The organism is Candidatus Arcticimaribacter forsetii, assembly GCF_910589745.1.
GTDB classification, from domain to species: domain Bacteria; phylum Bacteroidota; class Bacteroidia; order Flavobacteriales; family Flavobacteriaceae; genus Arcticimaribacter; species Arcticimaribacter forsetii.
This window is the reverse complement of record NZ_OU342399.1, coordinates 837,866-858,375: the sequence shown is the minus strand read 5'-3', so window position 1 is coordinate 858,375 and position 20,510 is coordinate 837,866. Positions and strand designations below refer to the sequence as shown.

At 35.3% G+C, this 20,510-nt stretch carries 16 protein-coding genes; 7 read left to right on the top strand and 9 right to left on the bottom strand.

The annotated features are described in order from the left end of the window. Window positions 1-57: 57 nt before the first annotated feature. From NG655_RS03915 to NG655_RS03905, 3 genes are read right to left on the bottom strand one after another with little or no spacing between them, the layout of a single operon-like run. Window positions 58-1,269 carry a hypothetical protein gene (locus tag NG655_RS03915; RefSeq protein WP_252158041.1) on the bottom strand — a complete coding sequence of 404 codons (1,212 nt, stop codon included), beginning with the start codon at window positions 1,267-1,269 and terminating at the stop codon, window positions 58-60. Window positions 1,270-1,309: 40 nt separating this feature from the next. Further along, on the bottom strand, window positions 1,310-2,653 hold the full coding sequence (locus NG655_RS03910) for a GntP family permease (RefSeq protein ID WP_252158040.1): 1,344 nt from the start codon (window positions 2,651-2,653) through the stop codon (window positions 1,310-1,312). 2 nt (window positions 2,654-2,655) lie between these two features. Then, window positions 2,656-3,780 (bottom strand): glycerate kinase, encoded by a 1,125-nt coding sequence (locus NG655_RS03905; protein ID WP_252158039.1) that lies wholly within the window; start codon window positions 3,778-3,780, stop codon window positions 2,656-2,658. Window positions 3,781-3,891: 111 nt separating this feature from the next. On the opposite strand from NG655_RS03905, the gene NG655_RS03900 reads away from it, so the two are divergent. Together NG655_RS03900 and NG655_RS03895 are read left to right on the top strand one after the other, a co-directional pair. Beyond that, complete coding sequence (locus NG655_RS03900) at window positions 3,892-5,451, top strand: NAD(P)/FAD-dependent oxidoreductase (protein WP_252158038.1); 1,560 nt, start codon at window positions 3,892-3,894, stop codon at window positions 5,449-5,451. Between the two features lie 56 nt (window positions 5,452-5,507). Next, window positions 5,508-6,245, top strand: coding sequence for a Bax inhibitor-1/YccA family protein (locus NG655_RS03895; RefSeq protein ID WP_252158037.1), 738 nt, complete (start codon window positions 5,508-5,510; stop codon window positions 6,243-6,245). 97 nt (window positions 6,246-6,342) lie between these two features. Here NG655_RS03895 and NG655_RS03890 read toward each other — a convergent pair whose 3' ends face one another. Continuing rightward, the gene (locus NG655_RS03890) at window positions 6,343-7,314 is read right to left on the bottom strand and encodes a type I phosphomannose isomerase catalytic subunit (RefSeq protein ID WP_252158036.1); all 972 of its coding nucleotides are present in this window, start codon (window positions 7,312-7,314) and stop codon (window positions 6,343-6,345) included. A gap of 121 nt (window positions 7,315-7,435) precedes the next feature. Here NG655_RS03890 and NG655_RS03885 point away from each other — a divergent pair, with 121 nt between their 5' ends. The 3 genes from NG655_RS03885 to NG655_RS03875 all read left to right on the top strand — a co-directional run bounded on the left by NG655_RS03885 (window position 7,436) and on the right by NG655_RS03875 (window position 8,946). Then, a complete protein-coding gene (locus NG655_RS03885; RefSeq protein WP_252158035.1) occupies window positions 7,436-7,849 on the top strand; it encodes a hypothetical protein in 414 nt (137 codons plus the stop codon). 166 nt (window positions 7,850-8,015) lie between these two features. Next, window positions 8,016-8,480, top strand: a complete 465-nt coding sequence (locus NG655_RS03880) for a hypothetical protein (RefSeq protein WP_252158034.1) — start codon at window positions 8,016-8,018, stop codon at window positions 8,478-8,480. Between the two features lie 19 nt (window positions 8,481-8,499). Further along, on the top strand, window positions 8,500-8,946 hold the full coding sequence (locus NG655_RS03875) for a GreA/GreB family elongation factor (protein WP_252158033.1): 447 nt from the start codon (window positions 8,500-8,502) through the stop codon (window positions 8,944-8,946). 1 nt (window position 8,947) lies between these two features. Here the strand turns inward: NG655_RS03875 and NG655_RS03870 are convergent, their stop codons facing one another. The 4 genes from NG655_RS03870 to NG655_RS03855 form a co-directional block, all read right to left on the bottom strand. Next, window positions 8,948-9,319 carry a hypothetical protein gene (locus NG655_RS03870; RefSeq protein ID WP_252158032.1) on the bottom strand — a complete coding sequence of 124 codons (372 nt, stop codon included), beginning with the start codon at window positions 9,317-9,319 and terminating at the stop codon, window positions 8,948-8,950. 12 nt (window positions 9,320-9,331) lie between these two features. Further along, the gene (locus tag NG655_RS03865; protein WP_252158031.1) at window positions 9,332-9,751 is read right to left on the bottom strand and encodes a hypothetical protein; all 420 of its coding nucleotides are present in this window, start codon (window positions 9,749-9,751) and stop codon (window positions 9,332-9,334) included. Between the two features lie 148 nt (window positions 9,752-9,899). Beyond that, window positions 9,900-11,222, bottom strand: coding sequence for a M24 family metallopeptidase (locus NG655_RS03860; protein WP_252158030.1), 1,323 nt, complete (start codon window positions 11,220-11,222; stop codon window positions 9,900-9,902). Between the two features lie 7 nt (window positions 11,223-11,229). Next, entirely contained in the window at window positions 11,230-12,660 is a 1,431-nt protein-coding gene (locus tag NG655_RS03855) for an amidohydrolase (RefSeq protein ID WP_252158029.1), read from the bottom strand. Between the two features lie 83 nt (window positions 12,661-12,743). On the opposite strand from NG655_RS03855, the gene NG655_RS03850 reads away from it, so the two are divergent. Beyond that, on the top strand, window positions 12,744-15,872 hold the full coding sequence (locus tag NG655_RS03850; protein WP_252159080.1) for a VPS10 domain-containing protein: 3,129 nt from the start codon (window positions 12,744-12,746) through the stop codon (window positions 15,870-15,872). A 65-nt stretch (window positions 15,873-15,937) separates the two neighbouring features. On the opposite strand, the gene NG655_RS03845 is transcribed toward NG655_RS03850, so the two are convergent. After that, the gene (locus tag NG655_RS03845) at window positions 15,938-17,119 is read right to left on the bottom strand and encodes an acetyl-CoA C-acyltransferase (protein WP_252158028.1); all 1,182 of its coding nucleotides are present in this window, start codon (window positions 17,117-17,119) and stop codon (window positions 15,938-15,940) included. Window positions 17,120-17,561: 442 nt separating this feature from the next. Here NG655_RS03845 and NG655_RS03840 point away from each other — a divergent pair, with 442 nt between their 5' ends. Further along, window positions 17,562-20,510 (top strand): TonB-dependent receptor domain-containing protein, encoded by a 2,949-nt coding sequence (locus tag NG655_RS03840; protein ID WP_252158027.1) that lies wholly within the window; start codon window positions 17,562-17,564, stop codon window positions 20,508-20,510.

Below are 20,510 nucleotides of genomic sequence, written 5' to 3'. Positions count from 1 at the left end.
AGAATAAAAACTGGTTGACCAATTATTATTCTTTATTTCAAATAAAAACTCTAACAACTAACGTTCCCCAACAAGAAAAGCACCCTCAGGACGAACATAAGGAGATGCAGGAGCGTTAGCATCAAGTTGTTGATTCACAAATTTCAGTACCACTTCTTCATCTTCCATTGTAGTTCCGTTGGTGTCTGTTGTAGTTGAAAAAGTGACAGATCCACCTGCGTCTGTAATTCTTTTAACAAAACGATAGGCTTGTTCACTTTCGAACATCAACTCAGATCGTTCACTAGACCATGTAGATCGAATGGGTAAAAACAAATGTTTTGTAGTTTCTTTGGATCCATCAAAAGAAGAGGTAGGATTGGACTGAATATCAGCAACCGTAAATTCTTCATAGGCCCAAGAATTCGGGGGAGCTCCTTGTGCTAATGGAGTAATGTGTCCTGCTGTAAAATCGGACCAAGGATCCATTGCAGTTAGTTTAATAACGCTGTAGTCTGTTTCATCTTGATCATCAGATCCATCAGTATCTACTTTAATTTTATCGGCATTTTCATCTTTAAAATAGTCTTTATCATAGTTCGTTGATATGATTAATTCAGGGTCAACAGTTCGCATCATTTGAACAAACTCTGCCCGTTCGGAATCATTCCCAGGATAACTAGCAAAGGCATCAATCCAATAACCGTCTACTCCCATTTCGGCAAAACGTTTGATGTAGCCTTCACAAAAATCCATCCAAGCTCTATGTTCATTGCCATCAAAATAAGTCGTTACATATTGATTCCAAGCAGCAGCTCCGCCAGAAGAAGCCCGTTCTGCTGGACTTAGGCCGTTTAAATATAAAATCACTTTTTTATTTGCATTCTTAAACGTTCTAATCACTTCAATAATTACCTGTTCATTTTCTAAACTAGGAACAAACTCTTCGTCAATAATTGCATCCGCTGAACCTAAAACAGCAGCAACATTTTCGTTTGTACGCAACGTCCAAAAATGAGATTTAGCATTATTTGTAGCATTCGTAAGCACATGTCCAATGGTTGGATAACTAGCTAAAATTTCTTGGGCTCCAGCAACATAATCATACCCTCTTCCTCCTGCAGATTCTAGACCAACATAATCATCTAAGGTTTCTCCGCCCCGAACATACAACCTTACCCCCCAGGACCCTTGAAGCGGATATAGTGGCTCTATAGTTGGCATATCAGACTTTGAATCCTTAGAACAGGAGGTTAGAACTAAAAGGAAATATAAAAGGATTTTTTTCAAAAAATAAAAATTTTAGTGTTGTAATTTTTCAAAGTTAAATTTAATTGAAAAAATGAACACTCAGCCAATGCCCTAGTAGTATAATTAAGATCCCTAAGACTCCTTGAATGAAAGTTCCAAAAGTATGATGTTTATAAGCAGTTTTTATGTCTAATCCACCCATTTGAGAAACAATCCAAAAGTAAGAATCATTTGCGTGGGAAACTGTCATTGAACCAACTCCAATAGATAAAATAACCCATATTTTTCCAATTTCGTAATCTAGTCCCAAAACTCCAAGCAAGGGAAAAGCAATGAAACTTGCCGTAATTATAGCAACAGTAGAAGACCCTTGAGAGGTTTTAAGTATTGCAGCAATTAGAAAAGGAATGAGTAAGCCCCAACCTGTATCGGTTAAACTCTGCTCAACAAATTCTGTTAAAGGAAGCTGCTGAATAATTAACCCTAAAGTACCTCCCATACCGGTAATTACAAGAATAGGAGCAGCGACTACGATGCCTTTTTGAACCAAGTCACTAATCTTGCCAGTACTTTTTTCTAATAACCTAAAAGAAAATAGCATCCCTATCCCTAATGCAAAAACTGGGGAACAAAGAGTTTTCAGTAGTTGATGAAGCCATTTTAAATTGGAGTAAAACTCTATGAACGAAATAAAAGTACCAAATGCCATCAGAACAATAGGAACAACAATCGGAGCTATTGATTTTTTAAAAGAGGGTAAATTCGATAATTCAGATTCTTCTTGTTTTATAGGACTTTTAGTTTCTTCGTACGGTAATCGTTTCGCTAAAAAATAAGCATATGAAGCACCAGCAATAATGAGAATGAAGGCTAAAATTCCACCGTAAATAATAAGTAAAAATAAATTTTCCAATTCTAAATTTGCAGCAGCTGCCAAAGGTCCGGGAGTTGGAGGAACCAATACATGAGGAGCAAACAAACCGGTAGATAATGCAACCGTAAGAGCTACCAAGGGTGTTTTTGTTCTTTTAGATAAAGATTTATTTAAGGAGGATAAAATCACAAAAGCTGAATCGCAAAAAACAGGAATTGAAACTAGGTATCCAATACAACTTACAGCATAGGGTAAGGGTAAACGTTGCAACCCTTTTAGAATAACAAGAGCTAGAGTTTGTGTTGCAAGTGAAACTTCTAAAATTACTCCAATAATAGTCCCGAAAATAATCAAAAGACCTATACTTTGAATGGTTTTTCCAAAGCCTTTTCCTAAAATAGAAGGCAATTCAGGTAATGGCAGACCAGTTGCTATTGCTAAGAAAATACTCGAACTTAATAAAACTAAAAAAGGGTGTAGTTTAAATCGAGTCGTTCCAAATACGATCCAAATAATTGCAAGTGACAATGCGAGTAAAGAAAAGGTCATTATTAGTGTATGTTTTTATAAAAAGTAAAAACCCTACTTGCTGTTTTTTGCAATAAAGATTTGGTCTCTAATTTTGATTGCTCATGAGACATGGGACTGTTCTGAATATTAAACAATCCACTAAACCCTTCTTTATAAAGCGGCTCTAATGGATCTTCAATTATACCTGCTAAACCTACGCAGGGCTTGTTGTACTTTTTGGCTAATCGAGCTACTCCGATTGGAACTTTACCTTTTAAAGACTGCTGATCGATCTTTCCTTCTGCTGTAAAAATCATGTCTGTTTTTTTGATACTTTCTTCCAAATTAATCATCTTCGCTAGGAGATCAAATCCTGAACTCAACTCTGCCCTAAAAAAACCATGCATTCCAGCTGCAGTACCTCCAGCTGCTCCCCCACCCGATAATTCATCTATACTATACCCAAGTTCTTTTTTTATGATTTTTGCAAACTGAGTTAAACTTTCATCTAAAATTATCACATCTTCTTCAGAAGCTCCTTTTTGTGGTCCATAAACGCTGCTAGCACCTTCTGGTCCGAGTAGCGTATTTTGAACATCACAGGCAACTACCCATTCAATATGATCTAAGCCCTGTGGAAGAACAATGTTATTTAGATTGATTAATGCTGCTCCCCCTTTTTTTAACTCTTCACCATTGGAATCGATTAATTTACCTCCCAGAGCTTGAAAAATTCCAGCACCCCCATCATTTGTTGCACTTCCGCCAATCCCTAAAATAATTTTAGTACAACCATTTTTTATAGCGTGATTTATCTGTAAACCTGTTCCAAAGGTAGATGTAAGAGAAGGATTAAGTTCCTCTTTTTTAAGAATAGTAATACCAGATGCTTGAGATAACTCGATCCACGCAGTGGTTTTATTATCAAATAAAAAATAATCAGCAACGATTTTTTTACCCAAAGGATTTACTGTATCACAAGAAACTCTTGAGCCTTTCGCATGATTATCTAAAACGGTAAGTGCACCTTCCCCTCCATCGGAAAAAGGAATACTTTTTATAACTACATTAGAATCAACAAACTCTATTCCTTTTGAAATAGCATCTGCCACATCAGTAGCTGAAAGACTTTCTTTAAAGGAATCAGGAACAATAAGTAGCTGCATAAAAACAAAAATAAGGATTCCTTTATAAAGGTAGAATTTTATAGAAGAAGTAAATACTTTATTTCCGAATAATTAAGAGCCTTTTTAATGGTTCTTCGTTAAATTTGTAACATGAGCACACTTGCACAAATATCTGTATTGCCTCACCAACAAGAGGAGAAAGATTTAATTTTAAAATTAGCTCTAAAAAAATCTAAAATCCAAGAAAACAAGGTTCGTGAATGGAGAATTAGAAAAAGGTCAATTGATGCTCGGAGAGCCCCAGTAAAAATAAACCTACAAATTGAGATTTGGCAGAAAGAAGAAAAAAGAGAAACTGATTTTTCTTTCCGTCCAAAACAAGTTTCTGAAAATAAAAAAATTGCGATCATTGGCTTAGGTCCAGCAGGAATATACGCAGCGCTCAGAGCCATAGAAGGTGGCATGAAACCAATAGTTTTTGAACGAGGAAAAGACGTTCGTTCCAGAAGAAGAGATTTAGCTAAAATAACTAAAGAACAATCTGTTAATCCTGAATCCAATTATTGTTTTGGAGAAGGAGGAGCAGGAACCTATTCTGACGGAAAATTGTATACCCGATCTAAAAAAAGAGGAAATGTATTGAAAGCAATGGAATGGCTGGTTCATTTTGGAGCAGACGAAAATATTCTAGTAGATGCACATCCGCATATAGGAACAAACAAACTGCCCAAAATAATCAGTTCAATGCGCGAGGCAATAATTAAAGCTGGTGGGGAAGTTTATTTCAATTCAAAACTGACTGATATTAAAATGAAAAATAATCAAATCAATTCAATTGAAATCAATAATAAAAGCTGGTTTGAATTCGATAATATTGTCCTCGCGACTGGACATTCAGCTAGAGACATTTATTATCTTCTTCATAATAAAAAAATTAAAATTGAAGCAAAGCCATTTGCAATAGGTGTTCGAATTGAACATCAACAAAAATTAATAGACAGCATTCAATATCATGGAGACGATAATAATCCGTACTTACCGCCTGCTTCTTATAGCTTAGTCGAGCAGGTAGATGGGATGGGGGTATATTCATTTTGTATGTGCCCCGGTGGAATTATTGCTCCATGCGCTACAGAACCCAATGAAGTAGTAACAAACGGCTGGAGTCCTAGTAAAAGGAATAACCCCTATTCAAATTCAGGGATTGTTGTAAGTGTTGAACCTAAAGACTTACCTAATTACAGAAAAGAGGATCCCTTTGTTAGTTTAAATTTCCAGAAATCTGTTGAACAAAAATGTTGGGAGGCAGCTGGAAAAACTCAAAAAGTACCCGCCCAGCGAATGATGGATTTTATCTCTGGTAAAATTTCTAAAGACTTCCCAAAAACATCCTACCATCCGGGAGTAACTAGCGTAGACTTGAACACTGTTTTACCAAAAATGCTTTCTGAAAGATTAAAAAAAGCGTTTTTAGCTTTTGGAAAAAAAATGAAGGGTTACTACACTAATGAAGCTGTTATTCACGCACCAGAATCGAGAACTTCTTCTACGGTCTTGATTCCTAGAGACCCCATATCACTTGCTCATCCTGACATCAACGGGCTTTACCCTTGTGGAGAAGGAGCTGGATATGCAGGGGGAATAATGTCTGCAGCAATTGACGGTATAAACTGTGTAGATGCAATATTGAATAAACAATCTGAATCGTAATACTTTATAATTTAAAATCAAAAACTTATATTCGTTACTAATAAAAAAACACCCAAATGAATAGACATTTATCATACAGATCAGGGAATCCTGTTTTATCGAAAAGCACTTTTAACAGAGCATCTGATGCTTCTGAAAAAATGACAATTGAAGGAACCGTTAACAAAACTGCAATCAGTTTATTACTCATGGTCGGAACGGGTTATTTAACTTTTGAATCAATGAATCCAGTATTCATGATTTCTTGTGGGATCGGAGGTTTTATAGTGGCATTGATTACGATTTTCAAAAAGGAATGGGCACCAATAACAGTTCCAATTTATGCAATTCTAGAAGGGGGACTTCTTGGAGGAGTTTCATTTTTGTACAATACCCTGTATGATGGTATCGTTACGAATGCAATCTATTTGACCGTTGGAATATTATTATCGTTACTAATGGCCTACAGATCTGGATTAATTAAACCAACTGAAAACTTTAAATTAGGTATTGCAGCGGCCACAGGTGGGATTGCCATTGTTTACTTAATTAATTTCATAATGAGTTTCTTTGGCCCAGGAATGGGAATAATGAATATTCAAAATGCTTCTTTAATGAGTGTCGGATTTAGCCTATTAGTTGTAGTTATTGCAGCGCTAAACTTAGTTCTTGACTTTGACTTTATCGAAGAAGGTGCCGAAAAAGGAGCTCCCAAATTCATGGAATGGTATGGTGCATTTGGACTTCTAGTTACTCTTGTTTGGCTCTATCTAGAGATTCTTCGACTCCTAGCTAAACTAAATTCTAGAAAATAAAATTTAAGAAATTAAAAAGCAGAACTCCGGAAAAAGTTCTGCTTTTAGTATTGTAAAGTGGTTTGGCACCATATTTACACTACAAATGTAATGAAAATTAAATGTAAACTTCTAAAAAAGATCCCGTACCTTTAATTTCAATTACGCTTATTGCAGCTGGAATATAAACAGTCTGTCCAAAAGGGAAATTATATTCTTTGTTCTCGAAATAAATTTTGAGATTTCCTTTCACACACATCAAAACTTTAAAAGACTCTAGGGTATCGTAACTTCTTTTTAAACTGTCATCTAGAGAAATATAGTTGGTGGAAAAAAAGGGAGTTTGGATAATCGAGTTTACTTCATTTAACTTTTTTGAATAAGAAGTTTTTATGTTTTTTCTGGGTTTAAAATCAAGAACATCAACAGCTAAATCAGTATGTAAATCTCTTTTTAATCCTGTAATAGAATCAACACGGTCATAATCAAAAACTCTGTAAGTTATGTTAGAAGCCTGTTGAATTTCAGCAAGAAGAATATTAGCTCCGATTCCATGAATAGTACCCGCAGGAATATATACAACATCATCTGAACTAATTTTTTCTTTATGTAAAACATCTTCCAGCTTACCAGAGCTATTCAGTTTCTTAAAATCGTTTTCATCAATTTCTTTATCAAATCCAACTATTAATTCCGAATCATTTTTAGCGTCCATGATATACCACATCTCATTTTTACCAAAAGAATTATGGCGCTTTTTAGCTAATAAATCATCAGGATGAACTTGTACTGAAAGTGGTTTTTTTGTGTCTAAAAATTTAATTAGAAGAGGAAAGGTTGAACCAAATTTATTTAAAACGTTACTACCTAGAATTTCTTTAGGATGTGAATCAATCAATGAATTTAAAGTATCCCCTGCAAATGAACCATTTAAAACATGTGATTCAAAACCCTCAATAGTCGATATTTCCCAGGACTCCCCACAACTATCTACTGAATGCTCTCTATTTAATTTAATTTTTAAATTATCTCCACCCCAAATTCGATATTGATACTGTGGAATAAAATATATAGGATAAAATAAAGACATTATAAATGTTTAAAAATCAAATATAGACACTTATTAATTGGTTTGAAATGTTTTTTAAAAAAGCACATAAAATTAAAAGATAAAATAGCATCTGAAAACAGAATTAATTATAATTTGCAGCATGCAGTATGTAAAGATTTTAATATTATCTATTATCATAACTTCTTGCTTCACAGAACAAAAAACTGAGGAAAAAACTCATAATAAAACTGTGATTGTTCAGACCAATAATGAAAAATACGAACTCATAAAATCTTTATTTTCAAAACATGGGATATCCGAAAATATAACTTTTACATTTTATGAAGAAGAAAATTACATTCATATTAATGCTTTCATAAGTTCGAATGGTAATATAAAGTTTGAATATATAGAAGATTTAATATGGTGGAATAATTCTTCTTACTTCAACTCTTTTCTTCTAAAGAAAATTAAATCAAAATTAAATGAAGAGTATCCATCCAAAAGAAACAAAAAAACAAATACGCCTCCTGAAATAAAAATTAAAATAAAAAGAAATAATTCAAATAAATGAAATTACTAAGAAGTTAAATAATAGTTCTATTAATTTGAATGAAAAAAATTTAATTGATTGATTTTTTTTAGTTAGACAGAACAAACCTTATGGGATTAAAATATTTGTATCTTTATATTTTAAATTATATGTTTTTATAATTACTTACTATATATATCAAAAATAAATGGAAAATAAACTTGATATTCTTCAAAAAAAAATTGGTGCAGAAATAAAAAAGCTAAGGTTAGAAGCAGGTTTTTCAAGCTATGAAGTATTTGCTGACAAAAATGAACTAAGTCGCATACAGTACTTCAAAATGGAAAAAGGAACTAATTTCACTTTGAAAAGTTTAAATCGGGTGTTGGACATCCACGGAATTTCAATTATAAACTTTTTTCATAAACTTGATAAAGACTCCAAAAAAACAATTGACTCCGAAGGTTCTGATCGATTAAAAACAATTATTGAACGATCTGGAATGTCTAAATTAGAATTTAGTAAATCAATTGGATTAATTAATTCTAATAACATAAATTCAATTTTAAATGGTCAGAGTAATATAAAAGCTAAGGTAGCATACCTTATTAATAAAAAATTTCCCGAATTATCTTTTAGATGGATATTAAAAGGTGAAGGTAAAATGATTTAATTTAGTGTAATTTGAATTTATGCTAAAACAAAAATTATATCAACATTGTCTAGACCATCATTCAAAGAATCTTCTTTTTTTTAAAGAAAGGGATTCTGAAATATTACTCGACCTAGAATCCGAAAGTAAAAGTAGTGCTGGTGATAAACACGAAACTGGACGTGCAATGATTCATCTTGAAAGAGAAAAGCTTGGAGAACAATTAAAGCAAGCAGAACATAATTTAAAACTTTTACTCCCCCTTAAAAATATTGATAATTCTAAAAAAGTCGGACTAGGTTCAGTCGTTATTACCGATAATTTAAATTACTATCTCGCAGTTTCATCTCCAGAATTTATTCTAGACTCGAAAAAATATTATTGTGTTTCTTCATTAAGTCCTATAGGAAAATTACTTGTAGGAAAAACAATAGGTGATTTAATTGTATTTAACAATACAACTAGCTCAATAGAGCAAATACTCTAAATTAGTTCTTTCTTCTTACTTTCTTGCTGTGGTGTTTATTCTTATGCCGCTCTTCCTTAAGTCGTTCTGCTTCGATTGCTCTACGTTCCTGTGGTTTTAACTTTTTGGAGGTTGATTTGTTTTTTTTCTTATTAGAAAGATCGGTTCTCTGGTTTTTGTAATGGCTTCTCAAAAAAGATAAAACTTGTTCCTCTGGAGCAGGTAGTTCAAGAAAAACGTGATCAGGCTCGTTGGTTTTTAAATTCATCCCACGAAGAATTGATCCAAATTCATCTCTTTCGAATACAGCAATAGGAAGTTCATTTATTATAAATTCATCTAATTGTAAAATACGTTTAACAGTTTTTCCTGTTATTCCAATTTGCTTATTCATCGTCTTGATTGATTATGCTGGTTGATTGAAATAATGAGTTAAAATTTTAACTAATTCTTTCTTGTATCCTTCGTACAAAACTCCTGAACTATTTTTTATCTGTTTATCCATTTCATCCTCAACTTCTTCTTCTGCATGATAAGCCATTTCATAATCGCCATCAAATCGATCGATAATCATATCTTCAACTCGAATAGAAAAAGCAGTTTCATAACCTTGTCCAAATGAATTTCTCATATAATCCCAGACATATGTTAACATTTTATAAGTAAAGCCTTCACCTAAAGCATTGGCTTTCTCGCTCACCTCAGCAAACTTTTCATGTTGATTCTCAAGCACTGCAGCAATTAAAAATTCTTGATCTAAACTCAGCTTTTTTCCTTGCTGCTGAGATTCAAAAAGTGAAGCTATCTTTAAGTGTAATTTATTCATGACAATAAACAATATTAATTCAATAAGAAAAAGGATAGAAAAAGCCAACCATAGCCCAACTACCCTTTTAATGAAGCCAGGGTGTGAGGCCCTGCGACACAAAAGTAAGCATTAATTTCATACTTATTATACTTGAAGTTATTGAAAGTTATTTTTTTTCAGAAGAAGCTATTAATAATAATTCTTCCTGCCGTTTATTAACATAACGAAATCCGTTTTCGCCAAAAAAACCTGCTTCTTCCAACATTACCCTAATATCTTTATTCCACTGAGAAATAAAAACTTTAGTATTTAATTCTATTGCATAAGTAGTATCAAAATGAAGTGGATAATCACCTGTTCCGGCAACTCCATTTTGAGAATCCCACATGCCTAAGGTTGTTCCAGCAGAATGACCATAAGTCCCTAGTGGATGCGTGTAAATTTGGGGTCTAAGGCCTTCACTCCTTCCCTCTTTTAATGATTTTTTTAGAATTTCATTACCAGTCAAACCTTCTTTAAAGTTATTTGTGAAAATATCTTGAACTCGATTCCCGTCTGCTAAAGCTTGGACCAAAAATTCTGGAGCTCTATCTTCATCAGGACGGAGCACATATGCTAATTCTTGACAGTCCGTATTCAAGGTTAAATAACTAATTCCAAAATCACAATGGACAAGATCACCTGGCTGAATGACATCAAATTTAGCCTTATTATCAAAGGCATACAAGTCACTTTTGTCGGCTCGTTGCACATCAACCGTTGGATGAAACCATGTAGTCAAACCAAGATCTAAAACTTTTTCTCTCAACCACCAAACTACATCATCTGTTGTGGTTTCGCCTGGAGTAATAACTTTATTTGAAAAGGCTTCTGCAATAATCTGGTGTGTTATTCTAACGAGATCTTCAAAGATTATCATTTCTTTGGGAGTTCTAGTCTCGATCCAACCAACGGCTAATTTTTCTGCCGAAACTACCTTGCTTTTATAGGTATCAGGTAAAACTTGTATTAATTCATCGTAATCTGTTTTAACAAGCCCATCTGCTAAAGCATAGGATTTAGAAATGTTAACCCCAATATTTTTAGGGTTGATAGAAACAATGTAATCGGCGAGAGCCTGCCACTGGTCAGGTTGTTTTTCTTTATTCCAAATGGAAGGGATGTTTTTTCCAAAAGGGTATCTCGTAATAGCAGCAGAGTTAATTTCGCCTGAATTCTTATCTCTTGAAAAAACTAATATAGTTTGCCTTCTTGCATTTAACCATGTTGGAGGTAGGAGTGTTTTAATAATCGGGTCTTCATTGTATTCCCGTGTTATGAGCACCCACATATCAAGATCTGCTTCCTCCATTAGTCTGGGCAATAAATTTTCAAGTCGATCTTTTTGAATTTCATCAATAATAACAGCACGGTCCTTTAAAGGAAGTATTTGCTGACTATAGCCCAGAAAAGGGATTAAAAACAAAAATAATTTCCAAAATTTATTCATAATAATTTTAATTTAGAGACGGTGGTCCTGCAGGAATACGTGGATCGTATGATGAATTTGTTTTGTTGTTTTTAAAATCTTCCTTAATTCGTTTTACTAATGCAGGATCTTTAAATAAATCTACCATTGTCATTCCAAGCGCTTTAGAAGCATACAACATTCCTTTATGACCAATTGACATTCCTGTACAAGCAACAACTGCCCATGAATGCCATGGCCCTCCTTTTGAAGCAACCGTTGCAGTCATTCTTATCGTTGGAACCAGTTGACTAACGTCCCCAACATCTGTGGAACCCCCTTGAGCTGGTAATGACGGACGTAAAGGATATATCTCCCCATCTAAGCCTTTCTGAGGTTTATTTGTTTCTTTAAGAATTGTATTGGCATAAGCAACTTCAGAATCAGTGTAAGTTATTGGACCCAAAGTTTCTATATTATCTTGCATAACCTCAGCTCCGGTTCGATTAACTTGGATTTCATAAATACCAGAAATTAACTGAATCTCATAACGAACTCCAGCCATTAGTGCCGCTCCTTCTGCTATTTTTTTAGCACGCTCATATAAGACATCAACGTTTGGACGATCGTTTTCTCGTAGACGAGTCCAAATTTGAGCAAAATCAGGAACCACATTTACAACATCACCTGCTTTTTCAATGTGATAATGTATTCTTGCGGTAGGCTTTATATGTTCCCTGTAATAATTTAAACCTGTAGTATATAACTCCATAGCATCCACAGCACTTTTACCATTCCATGGATCAGACGAAGCATGAGAGGAACTACCGTAAAATTTAACTCTAAAATCTACGAGAGCTTTACTGCTTTGAGTTGCAGCTTCAATTCCATCGCCAGGATGCCAATCCATACACACATCTAAATCATCGAATAATCCTTCACGAGCCATCCATACTTTCGCAAAAATAGTTTCTTCTGCCGGTGTTCCGTAAAAAACAACTGTACCATTTAAAGTTCCTTCTTCAATTTGCTCTTTAATTGCTATTGCAGCACCTAAACTTGCTGTTCCAAAAAGGTTATGTCCGCAGCCATGTCCAGCACCGCCAGGAATTCTAGCTTCTCGAGTAGGTTGTTTTTTTTGAGAAATTCCTGCATTAGCATCAAACTCCCCTAGAATCCCTATAACAGGTTTACCGGTTCCATAAGTTGCCGTGAACGCAGTTGGAATTCCTGCAACTCCTTTTTCAACTTTAAATCCGTTTTGTTCGGCAAATTGAATCAGATAATCAGAGGACTTATATTCTTCAAGCGATGTTTCAGCTGCTTCCCAAATTTGATCACTAACTGCAATCATTGCATCCTGATGTTTGTCAATTGATTTTGTGATTTCTTTTTTAATTCTTGTTTTAGTCTGAGCCTGAATTATTTGTGTCCCAATAAAAAGGAAAGAATAAAAAAGGATTTTGGCAAACTGTTTCATGATATTATTTATTTTCGAAATTAAAGTTACAACTTTATTGTTACAAGTTTTGTAACTTTAAAAACACTATTAAAACTCATATGATGCGAACCTCTATCCTGTTATTAAAATCTATTCTAGCAATTTGCTTTTTACTTTTCACAATTCAAGAGTCTAGTGCACAATCTAGAAGATTTAAAAAAAACGCTCCTCAAATTAATGCTGATCTTCATCAATCCGTTCAATATAGATCCTTAGGACCATTTAGAGGGGGACGTTCAGCAGCTGTAGTAGGAGTTTCTAATCAACCTAAAGTATTTTATTTTGGAGCAACAGGTGGTGGCGTATGGAAAACCATTGATGGTGGGAAAACCTATAAAAACATATCTGATGGATACTTTGGAGGAAGTATAGGATCTGTTGCAGTTGCTCCAAGTGATCCAAACGTATTGTATGTTGGCGGAGGAGAAGTAACCGTTCGGGGTAATGTTTCGTCCGGAAAAGGGGTTTGGAAAAGTGTAGATGCTGGAGCTACATGGAAGTACATGGGGCTTCCAAACTCAAGACATATTCCAAGAATGGTTGTACATCCACAAAATCCGGACATCGTTTACGCTGCAGTTCTTGGAGATATCTATAAACCCACTCAAGATCGAGGAGTTTATAAAACTACTGATGGTGGGAAAAGTTGGAATAAAATTCTTTTTTCTACTGACCAATCCGGTGCCGTTGAGCTAGTTATGGACCCATCTAATCCCAGACATTTGTATGCTGCAACCTGGAAAATCCAAAGAACGCCATACAGTCTTAGTAGTGGTGGCACAGGTTCCGCGCTTTGGAAAAGTACAGATAGTGGAGCTACTTGGCAAGAAATAAGTAAAAACAAAGGGTTTGCTGAAGGAACACTGGGTATCATCGGAGTTACTGTATCCCCTGTAAACTCGAATAGAGTTTGGTCTATAGTTGAAAACAAAGAAAAAGGGGGTGTTTATCGTTCGGATGATGGTGGACAAAGTTGGAAACATATAAATGATAGTAGATCTTTAAGGCAACGAGCCTGGTACTACACTAAAATTTATGCTGACTCACAAGATGAAAACATGGTCTATGTCATGAATGTAGCCTACCATAAATCGACCGATGGAGGAAAAACATTTAGTAGCCACAGAGCACCTCATGGAGATCATCATGATTTATGGATTGCTCCAGAAGACAACAAAAGAATGATTATTGCTGACGATGGTGGTGCTCAGGTTTCATATGATGGTGGAGATTCATGGAGTACCTATATGAATCAACCTACAGCACAATTTTACAGAGTTACCACAGACAAATCTTTTCCTTACAGAATATATGCTGCACAGCAGGATAACTCAACCATAAGAATTAACCATAGAAGTTCTGGCAGATATATTGGGGAGACTGATTGGGAATCCACTGCTGGAGGAGAATCGGCTCACATTGCAATTGATCCAACAAATAATGATATTGTTTACGGCGGAAGCTATGATGGATTTTTAACTCGTGTTAACCACAACAAAAAATCGACGCGAGGGATAAACGTTTGGCCTGATAATCCAATGGGGCATGGAGCTGAGGGAATGAAATACCGTTTCCAGTGGAACTTCCCTATACTTTTTAGCAAACACAACCCGAAACGATTGTATACCTTTTCTAATCAAGTTCATGTAACTGAAACCGAAGGTCAACAATGGGATATAATTAGCCCTGATTTAACTAGAAACGATCCTTCAAAACTTAAAACTTCTGGTGGTCCAATAACTCAAGACAATACAAGTGTAGAGTATTATTGTACCCTATTTGCAGCAGATGAATCCCCTTTAAAAGAAGGTCTTCTTTGGGTTGGAAGTGATGATGGATTAATTCATGTTACTCAAAACGGTGGAGAAACTTGGACGAACATTACGCCTAAACAAATGCCAGAATGGACTATGATTAATAGTATCGATCCTTCTCCATTTGATCCTGGAACTTGTTACGTTGCGGGTACCCGTTACAAACTGGGGGATTATAAACCTTATCTATATAAGACAACAGACTATGGAGTGACATGGAAAAATATAACTAAGGGCATTTCAGAAGAAGATTTCACTAGAGTTATTCGAGCAGACCCAGGTCATGAAGGAATCCTTTACGCGGGAACAGAAAATGGAATTTATATTTCTTACAATGATGGTGACTCCTGGACTTCTTTCCAAAAAAATCTCCCAATAGTTCCAATAACAGATTTAACAGTAAAAAACAATAGCTTAATTGTCGCTACTCAAGGAAGGAGTCTTTGGATGATAGATGATCTTACTGTTCTCCATCAATTAAAATCGAACACTAAAAAAGAAGAGATTCTTTTTAAACCAAAAAATAGTTATCGAACTAAGGGACGAGGGGGTAAAAGCTCTTTAACAGCTGGAACGAACCTTCCAAATGGTGTTATAGTTCATTATTATTTAAAAAATTATGATCAAAAAGGTGATGTAGTTGAATTACAATTTAAGTCCAGTTCGGGAGATATAATTAAAACCTATTCAAATAAGAACAAGAAAGACAAATTAGAAATAAAAGCTGGAGGGAATAGTTTTGTTTGGGACACCAGGTATGATGGAGCTGAAAAACTCAAAGGAATGATTTTCTGGAGTGCTTCATTTTCTGGTGCCAAAGCAGTTCCTGGAGAATACTCTGTGAGCTTAATCGTTAATGGAAAGGAACTCAGTCAAAGTTTTGAAATTCTTCCAGATCCTAGATCTGAATCATCAGTTTCAGACATGCAAAAACAATTTGATTTTGTTAATGACGTAAATAAAACTGTTGATAAGGCTCATAAAGCAATTAAAAATATCAGGAACATAAGAAGTAAATTATTAGAATTTGAGAAACAAAACAAGTCAGACTCTACTGCTTTGGCACTTGTAAAACAAGCAAAAAAAATTCAAATTGAATTACATGAAGTAGAAAAAACTCTTTATCAAACACAAAACAAAAGTAATCAAGATCCTTTGAACTTTCCTATACGATTGACAAACAAACTAGGGCATTTAAACAGATTGATTACTATGGACGACTTTCCTCCTACTGCACAAGATATTGAAGTAAAAAAGGTTCTTTCTGCAGAAGTCGAAGTTGCAATGAAGAACTATCAGAAATTGATCGATGAAGATGTTGCTTCCTTCAATAAGGCGTTTAAAAAAGAACAACGAGATTTCTTGAAAATAGAATAGTGCTCTATTCTATAAAACAAAAAAGCGGACTTAATCAGGCCGCTTTTTTTTGGTTTTCAAAAAAATCATATCACTTCAAACAGTCCAGCAGCACCCATTCCTCCACCTACACACATAGTTGAAACTACGTATTTAGCCCCTCTTCGCTTACCTTCTATTAGTGCATGGGCTACCATTCTAGAACCAGACATACCATATGGATGCCCTATAGAAATTGCCCCACCATTTACATTTAATATTTCATTAGGTATCCCCAAATGTTCTTGGCAATAAAGAACTTGTACAGCAAAGGCTTCGTTGAGTTCCCACAATCCAATATCAGACATTTTAAGACCATGTTGTTTAAGTAATTTTGGAATCGCATAGATAGGTCCAATCCCCATTTCGTCTGGCTCGCAACCAGCAACTGCTATTCCTCTATAAATCCCTAAAGGAGTAACATCATGTTTTGCTGCTGTTGCAGCTTCCATTAAAACACAAGCAGATGCCCCATCTGATAGCTGACTTGCATTTCCAGCTGTAATTACACCATTTTCAACTACAGGGTTTAAACCTGACAACCCCTCAATTACAGTACTGGGCCTATTTCCTTGATCTTTATTAAGTGTAATTTCCTGAAAACTAATTTCTTTAGTTTCTTTATTCAACACCCCCATTGAGGAAGTTGTTTCTATAATTTCATCTGAAAACTTACCTGCTTCTTGCGCAGCAGCAGTTCTTTGTTGACTTTGAAGTGCATATTCATCTTGAGCTTCTCTGCTTATACTGTATCGCTTTGCAACAACCTCAGCCGTTTGAAGCATGGGCATATAGATATTAGGTTGTATTGCAATTAGTGCTTTATCGATCATTCGATGTACATTCATTTTGTCATTTTGCACTAAACTAATTGATTCCACACCCCCTCCAACTGTAATCTCCATTCCATCACAAATAATTTGCTTTGCTGCTGTTGCAATAGCCATCATTCCGGAGGAACATTGTCTATCAATACTCATACCGCTTACAGTAGACGGCAGTCCAGCTGCCATTGCGGATAACCTTCCAATGTTTCCTCCAGTAGTACCTTGCTGGAGAGCTGCACCCATAATAACGTCATCAATTTGATCCTTTGAGGCTCCTGAACGCTTCACGGCTTCTTCTATTGCGATAGCTGCAAGGGTTGGAGCATTTGTGTTGTTATAGGCTCCTTTATATGCTTTACCAATTGGAGTCCGTGCTGTGGATACGATTAGAGCTTCTCTCATGAAATTTGATTTAAATCTGTTTATAAACTAAATATACTTTTTTTTGTGAAGTAAACTTATTGAGAGTGGACTTATTGTTTGAATAAATACTAAAAATCACTTAAGTTGTTTTGTTAATAAATACATTATTAGCTAATTAAGTATAAAAATCATGACAATCTTTACTATTTAAAATGATTGATTGCAAAATATTACTGTATTTTCCAAAAGTTCCATTATCTTTATCTCTAATAATGATATCAAGTTTACTTATACAACTAACTGTTTATTTTAATTTATGTTTCAGATTGAATCAATTCAAACCCCTATTATCAGGCATATGCAAATAAACACCCTAGACTAATTCATCAAATTTAAATGATGAATATATCCCTAAATTTTATAATAACAAACGAACCTATTCATGTACTTTAAACCAGTAATAATTAAAAACAAAACTATTATGAAAACAAAATTTGTAACCCAAACATTAGCAATTGCTATGCTTCTGTTTGTTAATTTCCTTCAGGGGCAAACAACCGTTAGCGGTGTTGTTACTGATCAAGAAACCAACGAACCTATTCCAGGTGTAAACGTTGTTATTCAAGGAACTTCCGAGGGAACAGTTTCTGATTTTGACGGGAATTTTGTGTTAAAAACTTCAATGGCTGCTCCTTTTACTTTAGAAATTAGCTCTGTTGGATTTGGAACTAAAACTGCAGAAGTAACTTCTAGCGATCAAACAATTACTGTTTCACTTTCTTCGGGAGAAAATTTAGATGAAATTATAATTTCTGCTTCCAGAAGACCACAGAAAGTTCAAGATGCTCCAGCATCAGTGTCAATTATTTCAGCTAAAGACATTAAGAATTCGGCTGATGCAGTTGACCCTACTCGTTCGTTAGTAAATATCCCTGGTGTTACAATACAACAGCAATCAGCAAATACACTCAACATTGAAATGAGAGCTGGTTCTGGGGTTTTCGGAACTTCTACTTTTCCAATTTTAGATTATCGTTATTTAGTAACACCATCTGCAGGTACTTTTCTATCCTACCAAACTGGTCTTTCTAACATTGATATTGCTAAAGTTGAGGTAGTTCGTGGAGCAGCATCTGCATTATATGGTCCAGGTGTAACTTCTGGGGTTGTTCACTTTATGTCTAAAAATCCAATTGATTATCCTGGGACTACGGTAGAACTTTTAGCGGGTACGCTAAGTACTTTAGGTGCAAACCTTCGTCATGCATATGCTAACGAAAGTAAAACTTTAGGATTCAAAATTAATGCTAAAATTGCACAAGGAGATGATTTTCAAGTAGATCCTAATGACACTGAATTCATATTAGGACAAAGAACTTCTATTTTCCAACCCGCTCTTTCTGGCGGAAAAGTTGACCCTACACAACCTGGTAGGTTATTATTAGGTCTTGAGGACTTAGACGACAATGGGGATGGAAATCCACTTGCTACAAAATACAAAAACATGTCCCTTAATGCTCATTTAGAGCTGAGACCAAACGATCAAACAAGTGCTTTCTTAGCTATGGGTGTAGCAAAAGGGGGTGGTTTATTCTTCAACTCTCAAGGAGCTGGATATGCTGATGGTACAGACTGGTGGACCCAAGCAAGAGTTCAATCGGGTGGATTATTTGCTCAGGTTACTTATAACTATAACGACGGTGGTGGTGAATCTAACCCAACTTTTCTTTATGCTTCTGGATTTAGACAAGTTGCAAAACGTGCTTCTTTAGAAGGTCAATTACAATACAACTTCGATGTACCAAGTTTCATGAATACTAACTTTACAATCGGTGCAGATTATAGAGATATCATGTCTGACTCTGAAGGAACTCTTTATGGAAGAAATGATCCTAATGATGCTTACAAAATTGCAGGTGTATATATTCAAGGTACTACACCCTTAACAGAACAACTTGAATTAACATATGCAGGACGCTATGATAAAATGAACTTCATTGATGAGGGAATTTTTGCTCCACGTGTTGCTCTAGTATACAAAGCAAGTCCTAAGCATACTTTTAGAGCATCTTACAACATTGCATCCTATGCACCTAGTGCTCTTCAACAAAACATAGATTTTCCTGTGAGTGTATTAGCTCCAGGTGTATTTGATGTATGGTTAAGCGGACAAGCTAACGATCAAAATTTCTCATCAAATCCAGTAATCGATATTACCATTCCTGGCGTACCGGATCTTCCTTACGGAACTCCTGGTTTACCTAATGCTGTAGCCTATGGTGCAACAGCTGGAGCTGTACTTCCACAGGTTTATGCAGGAGTTGGTGCTCTTGCTCCTACTCTTTTACCAGCTGTACAAGCTTTCTTTGCTTCAGGTGGTGCAGGAGGAACCGCATATGTACCCGGTGGTGTAACAGGTCAATTCAATGGATATAACCTATTTAACAATCAACCAATGAACTCACTTGTTGGTACTGGAAAAGCTAAAATCGGAACCGTTACTTCCTGGGAAATTGGTTATTCTGGTATAATTGCTGATAAACTAAAAGTAGGTCTTGATGTTTATACATATGAAAACAAAGGGTTCACTCAGTTTACTGCAATTGGTCCAACGTTCTCTTTAACTGGAGCTGATGTTGCAGGAGATTTAAGCTCAACAGTAAGAGGAGATATTCTACCTTACTTAGAAGGTGTAATCACTAATGCTGTTACGCAACAAGTTGCTGCAGGATACGTAGGAGTTACTGACGCTATCGCAACTTCATTGGGTATACCTACGCAAGCACAAGCTCTTGCTGGTGCTCTAGCACAAAATCTACCTGGAGCTACTGCAATTGCAAATGCAGTTGGTGCTGGATTCGCTGCTGGTGGTCAAGTTTTTGATGCACAGGCTAGTGCTCTTTACCCTTATATTGGAACAGTAGAAACTGATCAAGTTCCTCAAGGTGATAATGTTGCGCATATCCCTGCAGGTTATAGACAATATGATGATGCAACCAGAAGTCACTGGGGTGCTGATTTATCTTTAGAATACTTTGTAAACGATAAAATGTCAGTTTGGGGTAACGGTTCTTACATAAGTCAAAATGTATGGATTCCTGGAGAATCTGATGATGATGGTCTTCCATTTTCTTCTTTCTTAAACTCTCCTCAAGTAAAGTACAGAGCTGGTATTAAGTATGCTGAAGAACAAGGATTACGTTTCAGTGTTTCTTTCCAACATGATGATGAATTTGAATCTGACCAAGGAGTATTTGCTGGAACAGTTCAAGAAAAGAATCTTGTTGACACCAACCTAGGATATGACTTTGGAAACGGATTAGAATTAGACTTATCTGCAACCAACTTATTCGATCAAAAATATGTTGCATTCCCTTCTATGCCAGTTATTGGAAGAAGAGTAATCTTAAAAGCTACTGTAAGCTTCTAA

Bases quoted from the DNA above. Each gene is read 5' to 3' on its own strand.
- NG655_RS03855 (WP_252158029.1), bottom strand. From the start codon at position 12,660: ATGAAACAGTTTGCCAAAATCCTTTTTTATTCTTTCCTTTTTATTGGG.
- NG655_RS03870 (WP_252158032.1), bottom strand. From the start codon at position 9,319: ATGAATAAGCAAATTGGAATAACAGGAAAAACTGTTAAACGTATTTTA.
- NG655_RS03865 (WP_252158031.1), bottom strand. From the start codon at position 9,751: ATGAATAAATTACACTTAAAGATAGCTTCACTTTTTGAATCTCAGCAG.
- NG655_RS03885 (WP_252158035.1), top strand. From the start codon at position 7,436: ATGCAGTATGTAAAGATTTTAATATTATCTATTATCATAACTTCTTGC.
- NG655_RS03845 (WP_252158028.1), bottom strand. From the start codon at position 17,119: ATGAGAGAAGCTCTAATCGTATCCACAGCACGGACTCCAATTGGTAAA.
- NG655_RS03880 (WP_252158034.1), top strand. From the start codon at position 8,016: ATGGAAAATAAACTTGATATTCTTCAAAAAAAAATTGGTGCAGAAATA.
- NG655_RS03900 (WP_252158038.1), top strand. From the start codon at position 3,892: ATGAGCACACTTGCACAAATATCTGTATTGCCTCACCAACAAGAGGAG.
- NG655_RS03840 (WP_252158027.1), top strand. From the start codon at position 17,562: ATGAAAACAAAATTTGTAACCCAAACATTAGCAATTGCTATGCTTCTG.
- NG655_RS03895 (WP_252158037.1), top strand. From the start codon at position 5,508: ATGAATAGACATTTATCATACAGATCAGGGAATCCTGTTTTATCGAAA.
- NG655_RS03875 (WP_252158033.1), top strand. From the start codon at position 8,500: ATGCTAAAACAAAAATTATATCAACATTGTCTAGACCATCATTCAAAG.
- NG655_RS03850 (WP_252159080.1), top strand. From the start codon at position 12,744: ATGCGAACCTCTATCCTGTTATTAAAATCTATTCTAGCAATTTGCTTT.
- NG655_RS03905 (WP_252158039.1), bottom strand. From the start codon at position 3,780: ATGCAGCTACTTATTGTTCCTGATTCCTTTAAAGAAAGTCTTTCAGCT.
- NG655_RS03860 (WP_252158030.1), bottom strand. From the start codon at position 11,222: ATGAATAAATTTTGGAAATTATTTTTGTTTTTAATCCCTTTTCTGGGC.
- NG655_RS03910 (WP_252158040.1), bottom strand. From the start codon at position 2,653: ATGACCTTTTCTTTACTCGCATTGTCACTTGCAATTATTTGGATCGTA.
- NG655_RS03890 (WP_252158036.1), bottom strand. From the start codon at position 7,314: ATGTCTTTATTTTATCCTATATATTTTATTCCACAGTATCAATATCGA.